Source organism: Kitasatospora sp. NPDC059812 (assembly GCF_042732075.1).
GTDB lineage: Bacteria > Actinomycetota > Actinomycetes > Streptomycetales > Streptomycetaceae > Kitasatospora.
On the sequence record NZ_JBHWIO010000150.1, the window covers coordinates 1 to 10,657 of the forward strand.

Sequence of the window (10,657 nt, forward strand, 5' to 3'; positions counted from 1 at the left end):
GTACGGGGACAGGCCCGCCACATGCAAATCGCCCCCGCCCGGGGTCCCGGGCAGGGGCGATCCGATGTTCAGGCGTCGTCAGACGCGGCCCATCTCCTCGACGATGGCCGCCACGAAGCCGTCGATGTCGGCCTCCGTGGTGTCGTACGAACACATCCAGCGCACCTCGCCGGTGTGCTCGTTCCAGAAGTAGAAGCGGTAGTGCTTCTGCAGCCGCTCGCTCACCTCGCGCGGGAGGATCGCGAACACCGCGTTCGCCTGGACCGGGCGCACGATCTCGACGCCGTCGATCCCGCGGACGGCCGCCTCCAGCCGGCTGGCCATCGCATTGGCGTGCCCGGCATTGCGCAGATAGAGGTCGCCGGAGAGCAGCGCCTCGAACTGGACGGAGAGGAAGCGCATCTTCGAGGCGAGCTGCATCGAGGTCTTGCGCAGGAACTTGATGTTCCGCACCCGCTCGGGGTTGAGCACCACCACGACCTCGCCGAGCAGCAGGCCGTTCTTCGTGCCGCCGAAGGACAGCACGTCGACGCCCACGTCCGTGGTGAAGGCGCGCAGCGGCAGGCCGAGCGCCGCGGCGGCGTTGGCCAGGCGGGAGCCGTCGACGTGGACGAGCATGCCGAGCTGGTGGGCGTGCTCGGTGATCGCGCGGATCTCGTCGGCGGTGTAGAGGGTGCCGAGCTCGGTGCTCTGGGTGATGGAGACCGCGAGCGGCTGCGCTCGGTGCTCGTCACCGAAGCCCCAGGCCTGCTTGTCGAGCAGCTCGGGGGTGAGCTTGCCGTCCGGGGTGGGGACGGTGAGCAGCTTGATGCCGCCCATCTTCTCCGGGGCGCCGCCCTCGTCCACGTTGATGTGGGCGGATTCGGCGGCGACCACGGCGCCCCAGCGCGGGAGCAGCGCCTGGAGGGCGACCACGTTGGCGCCGGTGCCGTTGAAGACGGGGTAGGCCTCGGCCTTGTCGCCGAAGTGTCGGCGGAAGACGTCCTGGAGGTGGGCCGTGTAGTCGTCCTCGCCGTAGGCGATCTGGTGGCCGCCGTTGGCGAGGGCTATCGCGGCGAGGATCTCCGGGTGCACGCCGGCGTAGTTGTCGCTGGCGAAGCCGCGGACGGCGGGGTCGTGCCGCCGAACCGCGTCCGTACGGGTGAGGTCGGTCATCGGGCTGTCAGCCACAGGTGCTGTCCGTTCAGTTCTGCTGCGGGGCGGTCCCAGAGGCCCGCCAGGTGTCCGGCGAGGTCGGCGGTGTCGGTGAAGCCGGCGAACTTCGCCTCCGGCTTCTCGGCCCGCATTTCGGGGCTGACCAGCGCCTTGATGACCAGGATGGCAGCCGCCGCGGTGGGCTCGCCGTCGGGGGCGGTGGTCTCCTTCTTGAAGGAGTCGGCCATGGCGAGGGTCCAGGCCTCCGTGGCGGCCTTGGCGGCCGCGTAGGCGGCGCCGCCGGCGGTGGGCTTGTGGGCCGCGGCGGCGGAGATCATCGCGTAGCGGCCGGCGGAGCTGCGGACCAGGGCGGGCTGGAAGGCCAGCGAGGTGTGCTGGAGGGTGCGCACGACGGTGTCGTGCAGGAAGTCCCAGTCGTCCAGGCGGGTGTCGAAGAAGGTCTTGCTGCCGCGCCAGCCGCCGACCAGGTGGAACAGACCGTCGACGTGGCCGTGCTCGGCCTCCAGGTGGTCGGCCCAGTCGTGGACCTCCTGCGGGTCGAGCAGGTCGATCACCTGTCCGCTGACCTTGGCCCCGCGCACGGCGATGCGGGTGGCGTCCAGCGCGGAGTCGAGGCGCTGGGCGTCGATGTCGGCACCGATCACGGTGGCGCCGTCGGCGGTGAGGCGGCGCAGCACCGCCTGGCCGGCCGGGCCGCTGGCTCCGGCGACGGCGATGACCTTGCCGGCCAGCGGGGACTTGGTGGTCGTGGTCACGCGGCGGCTCCCTGGATACCGGTGCCGGTGATGCCGGCGGTGGCGGCGATGACGCCGCCGAGCTTCTTGGACAGGGCCTCGTAGAACATGCTCAGCGGGAACTCGTCCGGGAGCACCGCGTCGCACAGCGCCTTGTTGAGGGCCTTGCCGTCGGTGATGTCGAGCGGCAGCGCGTCGGAGCCCTTCGCCCAGGTGGAGGCGGGGTGCGGGGTGAGGTAGCGGGAGACCAGCTCGTAGGCGGCGATCCAGTGGGCCGGCTTGGGCCGGTCGATGCCGTCGCGGTAGAGGGTCTCGATCTCGGCGCAGAGCGCGTTGGTGACCTGCGGGGCCCGGTCCCAGTCGATGCTGAGGCGGTTGTCGCGCCAGCGCAGCGCGTCGTGCTTGTGCAGGTAGGCGAAGAGCAGCTGGCCGCCCATGCCGTCGTAGTTGCGGACGCGGTCGCCGCTGACCGGGAAGCGGAACAGGCGGTCGAAGAGGACCGCGTACTGGACGTCGCGGGCGTGCGCGTTGCCCTCGGCCTCCAGTTTCACCGCCTCCTTGAAGGTGGTGAGGTCGCAGCGGAGCTCTTCCAGGCCGTACATCCAGAACGGGCTGCGCTGCTTGATCATGAAGGGGTCGAACGGCAGGTCGCCGTGGCTGTGGGTGCGGTCGTGGACGAGGTCCCACAGGACGAAGGTCTCCTGCGCGCGGTCCTGGTCCTTGAGCAGGCCCTCGGCGTCGGCCGGGATCTCCAGGCCGAGCTGCTGGACGGCGCTGGTGGTGACGGCGCGGAAGCGGGCGGCCTCGCGGTCGCAGAAGATGCCGCCCCAGGTGAAACGTTCCGGCGCCTTGCGCACGGCGACCGTCTCGGGGAAGAGGACGGCGGAGTTGGTGTCGTAGCCGGCCGTGAAGTCGGTGAAGGTGATCGGCACGAACATCGGGTTGTCGAAGCGGGTCCGCTCCAGCTCGGCCAGCCAGTCGGGCCACACGACGCTCAGCAGGACGGCTTCCAGGTTGCGGTCCGGGTTGCCGTTCTGCGTGTACATCGGGAAGACGACGAGGTGCTCCAGGCCGTCCTCGCGCTGGTCGGCGGGGTGGAAGGCGAGCAGCGAGTCCAGGAAGTCGGGCTCCCGGTAGCCGGTGTCGGCCCACTTGGCCAGGTCCGCGTCGACGGCGGCCAGGTAGGCGGCGTCGTGCGGGAACAGCGGGGCGAGCTCCTCGACGGCGCCGCGGACGGTGGCCACCAGCGGGTCGACGGTGTGCCGCTGGACGGCGGACAGGTCGATCGAGCCGTCCTTGGACTGCAGCGGGCGCAGCGTCTCGACGGCCTCCTTCAGGTGCAGCCAGGCCGGGTGGCCGGCGAGGGTCGAGACCGGGGCCTCGGCCGCCGCAGCGAGCCTTGGCGAAAGATTCTGCATCGGGGACTCACTTCGACAGGAGTTATTTCAACGGAGACACCATAAGTACGAAAGGTTCTCCTGTTCAAGGGGGTCGCGACCGACAAAGCTCCGGCGTGGCTCCGCCGAGGCCCGGGCGGGGCCCCGGGGCGCGGGCCCGCCGGCCGGGCGTCCGCCATGTGGACAGGGATCTGGATGTTCTGGACAGATGCACCGTCGGAATGCGAACCTCCCGCCATGCTCCCGGCGGTGATCACGGTGACCGAGTGCCACATCGGCCTGTTCCGGGTGCCCTCTCGTTGTCACGCCTGCTGTCGCGTGCGCGGCCTCTGCCGCCGCTGTCGCTGATCCGGCTCGGAGGGCACCGCGGACGCGGGCCCGTACGCCGACCATGCCGTGTGTGTTCCGGCGCCGCCACCGGGGGGAAGTGACCCGCCGGGCCCGCGGCCGGCCCCGGCCCGCCCCGTCGCCTCCCCTGTCCCGCCCTGCCCTTCCTCACTGGAGCCCTGCCATGACCATCCGCAAGCCGTCCGCCGCTCTGCCCCTCGCCGCGCTGCTCGCCGCGGCCGCCGCGCTGACCGCGTGCGCGCCGCAGGACGCCAAGTCCGACGGGGCCGCCGCCTCGGGCTCCTCGGGTGCGGCCGGTAGCGCCGCGGGCTGCGCGCCGGGAGCGCTGGCGACCCGGACGGCGGGGACGCTGACCGTCGGCACCGACAAGCCCGCCTACGACCCGTGGTTCACCGAGGACAAGCCGGAGAACGGCAAGGGGTTCGAGTCCGCCGTGGCCTTCGCGGTGGCGGAGAAGCTGGGCTACCCCAAGGAGAAGGTCAGCTGGGTGGTCGCGCCGTTCGGCAAGGCCACCTCGCCGGGGGCCAAGGACTTCGACTTCGACATCAACCAGGTGTCCATCAGTGACGAGCGCAAGCAGGCCGTCGACTTCTCCTCCGGCTACTACGACGTGCGCCAGGCCGTCATCGCGTTGAAGAACTCCAAGGCGGCGGGCGCGAAGAGCATCGCCGACCTGAAGGGCGCCAAGCTGGGCGCGCAGGTCGGCACCACCAGCCTGGACACCATCACCAACACCATCAAGCCGAGCGTCCAGCCGGCCGTGTTCGACTCCAACGACCTCGCGAAGGCCGCGCTGAAGAACGGCCAGGTCGAGGCGCTCGTGGTGGACCTGCCGACGGCCTTCTACATCACCGGCGCCGAGGTGCCCGAGGCGCAGGTGGTCGGCCAGTTCGAGGGGGCGTCGAAGAGCGAGCAGTTCGGTCTGGTGCTGGACAAGGGCTCGAAGCTGACCGGCTGCGTGTCGCAGGCGGTGGACGCGCTGCGCTCCGACGGCACGCTCGCGAAGCTGGAGAAGCAGTGGCTCTCCGACGCCGTCTCGGCACCGGTGCTCAAGTGAGCGGCGACGCGGTGGCGGCCGGCCCGGCGTCGGTCGCCACGGGCCGGGGCGGGAAGAGCCTCGACGGGGATGACCTCGACGGGAAGGGTCGCGACGGGAGGGGCCGCGACGGCGGCGGGGGCAAGGGGGACGACGACGGCTACCGCCCCTCCGAACGACGGCTGGCACACGAGGCGTACCGGCGCGGCCGGGCCCGCCGGTCGGCGCTGACGGCCGCCGGGTCGACCCTGGCGATGGCGGTCGCGCTCTACCTGCTGGTCGTCAACTCCCCCGGCTGGGAGGTGACTCGGAAGACCTTCTTCAACGCCGACTACGCCCGCCAGGCGCTGCCCGAGGTGCTGACGGGGCTGCGGCTCAACCTGGAACTGATGCTCGGCTGCGGCGCGCTGATCCTGGTGTTCGGCCTGCTGCTCGCGGTGCTGCGGACGCTGCGCGGGCCGGTGTTCCTCCCGGTGCGGCTGCTGGCCACCGCATACGTGGACTTCTTCCTCGGGCTGCCGATGATCATCTGCCTGCTGGTGATGATCACCGGGGTGCCGGCGCTGCGGCTCAGCGGGGTGACCACCGATCCGCTGGTGCTCGGCGGGGCGGCGCTGGTGCTGACGTACTCCGCCTACGTGTCGGAGGTCTTCCGCTCCGGCATCGAGTCGGTGCACCCCAGCCAGCGGGCCGCGGCCCGGTCGCTCGGGCTCACCAACGCGCAGGCGATGCGGTACGTGGTGCTCCCGCAGGCCGTGCGGCGGGTGGTGCCGCCGCTGCTGAACAACCTGGTCAGCCTGCAGAAGGACACCGGGCTGGTCTCGATCGGCGGGGCGATCGACGCGGTGTACGCGGCCAAGATCATCGCGGCCCGGTCGTTCAACTTCACGCCGTACCTGGTGGCGGGGCTGGTGTTCATCGTGCTGACCATTCCGCTGACGCGGTTCGCCGACTGGCTGACCGCCCGGACGAACCGTCGGCAGTTCCAGGGAGGTGCGGTGTGAGCGGGGACGTGCTCCGGCTGGAGTCCGTGCGCAAGACCTTCGGCGGCCAGGTGGTGCTGCGCGACGTGGGGTTCGCCGTGCCCGAACACTCGGTGACGGCGCTGATCGGGGCGTCCGGCTCCGGCAAGTCCACGCTGATGCGGTGCGTCAACCTGCTGGAGGGGATCGACGACGGGGCGGTCTTCCTGGACGGGGAGGAGATCACCGACCCGCGCGCGGACCAGGACGCCGTCCGTCGCCGGATCGGCGTGGTGTTCCAGTCCTACAACCTGTTCCCGCACCTGACCGTGCTGGAGAACATCACGCTCGCCCCGCGCCGGGTGCACGGACGGGGGCGGGCCGAGGCGGAGGCGGAGGCGCTGGGACTGCTCGACCGGCTCGGGCTGGCGGCCAAGGCGAAGGAGTACCCGGACCGGCTCTCCGGCGGACAGCAGCAGCGCGTCGCCATCGTGCGGGCGCTGGCCACCGGGCCCCGGCTGCTGCTGCTCGACGAGATCACCGCGGCGCTCGACCCGGTCCTGGTCGGGGAGGTGCTCTCGGTGGTGCGCGACCTCAAGGAGCAGGGGATGACGATGGTCCTGTCCACCCATGAGATGGGGTTCGCGCGCGAGGTGGCCGACCAGGTCTGCTTCCTGGACGACGGGGTGGTGCTCGAACAGGGGCCGCCGGAGCAGGTGTTCGGCGATCCGCGGGAGGAGCGGACGCGACGGTTCCTCAGCCGGGTCGTCGCCTCGGGGCGGCTCGCGGGCTGAGCGCCGGCCGGGGCGGCGGAGCGTGTGCCCGGTGGCCGCACACCGGGGAGCACCACTGTGCGCCCCGGTGCGCGCCCTGCCCGCGCCCCGGCCACAGCGGTGATCGTGGACAGGACGACCGTCCAGACCGCGGTCGGCGGGCGATGGTGTGGCGGGCCGCAGGCGAAGAGCAGGGGCGGGAGACAGATGCCGGCGAACAGATAACAGATGACGTTATCTGTTATCCGTTATCTGTTCGCTGACATCTGTCATCTGTCATCTGTTCGCCGCCCCCGCCACACCGCCGCCGGCCGCCCGCCCCCGCCGCCCCGGGAGGCCGCCGTTGCACGGACCCTCGCTGATCAGCTGGCTGCTCGCGCTCCTCACCGCCACCGCCGGGGCCTACTGCCTCACCCGGCTGCGCCACTCCCCCTGCGCCGCCGGCACCACTCACCACTTCGGCGCCCGGCGCCTGCTCGCCCGGGAGTCCGACGCCGCCGAGGCCCTGATGGGGCTCGGCATGGCCGCCATGGCCGTGACCGGCGGCGCTGTCCCGGCCACTGTCTGGGCCTGGGTGTTCGGCCTCCCCGCCGCCGCCTTCCTGCTCGCCGCCGTACGCGCCCCCGCCCGCCGGGCACACCGGCTGCACCACGCGATCGGCGCGCTCGCCATGACGTACATGGCGCTCGCGATGACCGCCACCCCCGGCCATCACCACCACGCCGCCGACGCGGGCACGCCGCTGCTGACCGGCTCCCTCCTGCTCTACTTCGGCACCTACTCCCTGTGGGCCGGCACCCGGCTCCTGCACACCCCCTCCGGGACCCTGGCACTCGGCACCGCCGGGCTGCCCCGGGCCTGCCGACTCACCATGGGCATCGGCATGTTCGCCATGCTCCTGACCATGTGAGCCCCGATCGATCCAAGACCCCATCCCTGACGTGGCGTTGGTCACTGGCCGGTCGAAAGCCGTTCCTCCGGAGGTCATCAGCGCATAGGTTGGCAGGGAGCGCGTTGTCGCGTTCCGTGCGTACTCGGGGAGCCCATGCGATGACTGCCCTGATCGGCCTGCTGCTGCTCGGACTGCTGCTCTCGACCGTCGCGCCCCGGCTGCTGGCCCGGGCCCGCTGGGCGGAGCGCGAACCGGTGCTGGCGCTGCTGGCATGGCAGTGCCTGGTGGTGGCCGTGCTGCTGTGCTGCGTCCTGGGCCTGCTGCTGGCCGCCTCCGCCGCGCTGCCCGAACTGCGCGCCCTGGTGTTCTCGGGCGCCCCGCACGGCGTCGAGGCCGCGTACGGCCTCCAGGACGCCGAGGGCTGGGGCCGGCTGTGCGCCGCGGTGCTGGCGGCGGGCGGCCTGCAGACGGTGCTGGCGCTCACCCGCGAGGTCCGTTCCGCGAAGGCGCTCCGCGACCACCGGCATGCTCAACTGACGGTCCGGGCACCGGAATTGCCGGAGGCCATCGCGGCCGCCCGCAGCCGCCGGGAGCGGCTGGTGGTGTTGGAGAACATCCGCCCGGAGGCGTGGTCGCTGCCCGGCCCGGACTCCCGTCTGGTGGTCACCACCGGCGCCCTCCAGCAGCTGACCGACCGGGAGTTGGCCGCTGTCCTGAGCCACGAGCGCGGGCACGTCCGGGCCCGGCACCACTGGCTCCAGCAGTGCGCCCAGGCGCTCGCCTCCGGCTTCCCCGGGGTCGGCGTGTTCAGCGCCTTCCGGGCCCAGGTGGAGGAGCTGGTGGAGCTGGCGGCCGACGACCGGGCCGCGCGCCGGCACGGCCGGCACACCACTGCCCTCGCACTGGCCGAACTCAACCTGGACCGCGGGGTGTTCGGCTCCTGCCCGCCCGGTCTGGCGCAGTCCCCGCGACGAGTGGACCGGCTGCTCGCGGGCCGCCCGCGACTGTCCGTCCCGCACCGGCTGCGGCTCACCGTCGTCGCCCTCGCCGCACCCGCCGCAGCCGTCCTGCTGGCCGTCGCGCCGGGGCTGACCTCGCTCCTCTGAAAAGGGGATCACCCCTCCGGAAAGGTGCAATCCGGCCGCAGGCCCACCAAATTGACGCCGAGTCAGGTTGTCGAAGGGACAGTTTGCCGGCGGGACGGCTTGCCGGCAGGTCAGCTTGTCGGCGACTCGTCCAACGGCCCGAGCGGGGCGCCGAGGGTCAGTTCGAGCACCTCACGATGGAGCGGCCTGGCCTGCTCGTACCGCTCCCGACCGGTCCCGGTCAGGGTGATCACGATGGCCCGCCGGTCACTCTCGCACATCGCCCGGGTGACCAGCCCACCCTTCTCCAGGCGGGCGATCACCCGGGACAGCGCACTCTGGCTGAGGTGGACGGTGTGGGCCAGCTCCTGCGCCCGCAGCGCATGGCCGCCGCCCTGGCACCCCTCCACCAGGCGCTCCAGCACCTCGAACTCGCTCACGCCCAGCCCGCACTTGTCACCCAGCTCGCGATCGAGCATGCAGGCCGTGGCGGCATGCCGGGCCAGCAGGTCGCGCCATTGCGCAACGAGACCGGCCTCCGCCGGGGAGTCGAGATCAGCCACGGTGCCACCCTAGCATGTGCGCCGTAAAATTATGTGTTCACATCTTATTCATTTGCATTGAATGCACACGCATGTACTGTCCTCCCCATGACCACCGCGACCGCCACGTCACCCGACGCCCCGTCAACCAGCGGGCTGAGCTGGACACCCCGCCTCTGGGGCACCCTGATCGTGCTCTGCGCCGCCATGTTCCTGGACGCCCTGGACGTCTCCATGGTCGGCGTCGCCCTCCCGTCCATCGGCTCCGAGCTGCACCTCTCCACCTCCGCCCTGCAATGGGTGGTCTCCGGCTACGTGCTCGGCTACGGCGGCCTGCTGCTGCTCGGCGGCCGCGCCGCCGACCTGCTCGGCCGCCGCCGGGTCTTCCTGGTCGCCCTGGGCGTCTTCGCCGCCGCCTCGCTGCTCGGCGGCCTGGTCGACGACGGCGGGCTGCTGATCGCCGCCCGCTTCCTCAAGGGCGTCAGCGCCGCCTTCACCGCCCCGGCCGGCCTGTCGATCATCACCACGACCTTCGCCGAGGGCCCCGCCCGCAACCGGGCGCTGTCGATCTACACCACCTGCGGCGCCAGCGGCTTCTCGCTCGGCCTGGTGCTCAGCGGGCTGCTCACCTCGGTCGGCTGGCGCTGGACGTTCCTGATGCCCGTCCCGGTCGCGCTGCTCGCCCTGTTCTTCGCGGTCCGGCTGCTCCCCCGCCCCGCCGAGGAGCGCGCCAAGGGCGGCTATGACGTGCTGGGCGCGATCACCGGCACCGCGACCGTGCTGCTGCTGGTGTTCACCGCCACCGAGGCGCAGGGCGCCGGCTGGCTGAGCCTGCGCACCGTCGGCTCGCTGGTCGTGGTCGCCGCACTGGCCGCCGCCTTCCTGCTGGTGGAGAGCCGCACCGCCCACCCACTGGTCCGGCTCGGCATCTTCCGCAACGGCTCGGTCGCCCGGGCCAACGTGATCGCCTTCGCCATGGCCGGCGCGTACGGCGGGTTCCAGTTCGTCGTCACCCTCTACCTGCAGCACCTGCTGGGCTGGTCGGCGCTGCAGATGGCCCTCGGGCTGCTGCCGGCCGGCGCCTTCATCGCGCTCTCGGCACCGTTCATGGGCCCGATCGTGGACCGCTTCGGCACCGGCCGGCTGCTGCCGATCGGCCTGCTGGCCCTGGTCGGCGCGTTCGCGCTGTTCCTGCGGCTGGACGAGCACAGCTCGTACGTGGGTCTGGTCCTGCCCTCGATGCTGCTGCTCGGCGTGGGCTTCGCGCTGGCCTTCCCCTCGGTGAACATCGCCGCCACCGACGGCGTGGGCGACGACGAGCAGGGCCTGGCCTCCGGCCTGGTCAACACCGCGATCCAGGTCGGCACCGCGGTGGTCCTGGCCGGCGCGACCGCGATGATCACCGCCGGCAGTGCCGGCGGTGACAGCCCGCAGGCGCAGCTGGACGGCTACCGGCCGGCCCTGGTGTTCGTCGCGGCGGTCGCGCTGTTCGGCCTGCTGATCGCCGCGGTGGGCGCCCTGGTCGACCGGCGGCGGAAGTCGGCTCCCGCGCCGGTGCCGGACTACGATTACCCCTCGGTCGGGTCGAGCGCGGCGCGGACCGAAGTCCTGACCAACCGCTGACCGTCGACCGCCGCCCGGGCCGGGCTCGCGCGCGGCCTGCTCTCGTACTACTTCGACGGGAAACGGCTGCTGATGCAGTCCGCGACGCACCGGATGATGCACCAGTCGCT

10 protein-coding genes and 1 pseudogene are annotated in these 10,657 nt (G+C 72.0%); 7 read left to right on the top strand and 4 right to left on the bottom strand.

Going from position 1 to position 10,657, the window contains the following annotated elements:
- Positions 1-78: 78 nt before the first annotated feature.
- Genes ACFV6D_RS37965 through ACFV6D_RS37975 form a run of 3 tightly spaced genes read right to left on the bottom strand, consistent with a single transcriptional unit; the run spans position 79 to position 3,307 of the window.
- Positions 79-1,155, bottom strand: a complete 1,077-nt coding sequence (locus tag ACFV6D_RS37965; protein ID WP_063350140.1) for a low specificity L-threonine aldolase — start codon at positions 1,153-1,155, stop codon at positions 79-81.
- The gene (locus ACFV6D_RS37970; RefSeq protein ID WP_107452964.1) at positions 1,152-1,910 is read right to left on the bottom strand and encodes an SDR family NAD(P)-dependent oxidoreductase; all 759 of its coding nucleotides are present in this window, start codon (positions 1,908-1,910) and stop codon (positions 1,152-1,154) included. Before ACFV6D_RS37970 ends, ACFV6D_RS37965 begins: the two co-directional genes overlap by 4 nt.
- Complete coding sequence (locus ACFV6D_RS37975; protein ID WP_380563277.1) at positions 1,907-3,307, bottom strand: DUF6421 family protein; 1,401 nt, start codon at positions 3,305-3,307, stop codon at positions 1,907-1,909. Before ACFV6D_RS37975 ends, ACFV6D_RS37970 begins: the two co-directional genes overlap by 4 nt.
- 490 nt (positions 3,308-3,797) lie before the next feature.
- Here ACFV6D_RS37975 and ACFV6D_RS37980 point away from each other — a divergent pair, with 490 nt between their 5' ends.
- The 5 genes from ACFV6D_RS37980 (at position 3,798) to ACFV6D_RS38000 (ending at position 8,403) form a co-directional block, all read left to right on the top strand.
- Positions 3,798-4,691: an ABC transporter substrate-binding protein gene (locus ACFV6D_RS37980; RefSeq protein WP_063350138.1), complete on the top strand. Its 894-nt coding sequence runs from the start codon at positions 3,798-3,800 to the stop codon at positions 4,689-4,691.
- Between the two features lie 161 nt (positions 4,692-4,852).
- A complete protein-coding gene (locus ACFV6D_RS37985; protein WP_244293715.1) occupies positions 4,853-5,674 on the top strand; it encodes an amino acid ABC transporter permease in 822 nt (273 codons plus the stop codon).
- Positions 5,671-6,426 carry an amino acid ABC transporter ATP-binding protein gene (locus tag ACFV6D_RS37990; protein WP_063350137.1) on the top strand — a complete coding sequence of 252 codons (756 nt, stop codon included), beginning with the start codon at positions 5,671-5,673 and terminating at the stop codon, positions 6,424-6,426. Before ACFV6D_RS37985 ends, ACFV6D_RS37990 begins: the two co-directional genes overlap by 4 nt.
- Before the next feature lie 322 nt (positions 6,427-6,748).
- Positions 6,749-7,315, top strand: a complete 567-nt coding sequence (locus ACFV6D_RS37995; protein ID WP_380563279.1) for a DUF5134 domain-containing protein — start codon at positions 6,749-6,751, stop codon at positions 7,313-7,315.
- A gap of 140 nt (positions 7,316-7,455) precedes the next feature.
- On the top strand, positions 7,456-8,403 hold the full coding sequence (locus tag ACFV6D_RS38000) for a M56 family metallopeptidase (protein ID WP_063350135.1): 948 nt from the start codon (positions 7,456-7,458) through the stop codon (positions 8,401-8,403).
- A gap of 110 nt (positions 8,404-8,513) precedes the next feature.
- On the opposite strand, the gene ACFV6D_RS38005 is transcribed toward ACFV6D_RS38000, so the two are convergent.
- On the bottom strand, positions 8,514-8,945 hold the full coding sequence (locus tag ACFV6D_RS38005; protein WP_380345360.1) for a MarR family winged helix-turn-helix transcriptional regulator: 432 nt from the start codon (positions 8,943-8,945) through the stop codon (positions 8,514-8,516).
- Positions 8,946-9,032: 87 nt separating this feature from the next.
- Between ACFV6D_RS38005 and ACFV6D_RS38010 the strand changes: the two genes are divergently transcribed.
- Both ACFV6D_RS38010 and ACFV6D_RS38015 read left to right on the top strand, forming a co-directional pair.
- Complete coding sequence (locus ACFV6D_RS38010) at positions 9,033-10,547, top strand: MFS transporter (protein WP_363377255.1); 1,515 nt, start codon at positions 9,033-9,035, stop codon at positions 10,545-10,547.
- Between the two features lie 9 nt (positions 10,548-10,556).
- Positions 10,557-10,657, top strand: a pseudogene (locus ACFV6D_RS38015) (TetR/AcrR family transcriptional regulator); the annotation flags it as partial.

Bases quoted from the DNA above. Each gene is read 5' to 3' on its own strand.
- ACFV6D_RS37965 (WP_063350140.1), bottom strand. From the start codon at position 1,155: ATGACCGACCTCACCCGTACGGACGCGGTTCGGCGGCACGACCCCGCC.
- ACFV6D_RS37975 (WP_380563277.1), bottom strand. From the start codon at position 3,307: ATGCAGAATCTTTCGCCAAGGCTCGCTGCGGCGGCCGAGGCCCCGGTC.
- ACFV6D_RS37980 (WP_063350138.1), top strand. From the start codon at position 3,798: ATGACCATCCGCAAGCCGTCCGCCGCTCTGCCCCTCGCCGCGCTGCTC.
- ACFV6D_RS38000 (WP_063350135.1), top strand. From the start codon at position 7,456: ATGACTGCCCTGATCGGCCTGCTGCTGCTCGGACTGCTGCTCTCGACC.
- ACFV6D_RS38010 (WP_363377255.1), top strand. From the start codon at position 9,033: ATGACCACCGCGACCGCCACGTCACCCGACGCCCCGTCAACCAGCGGG.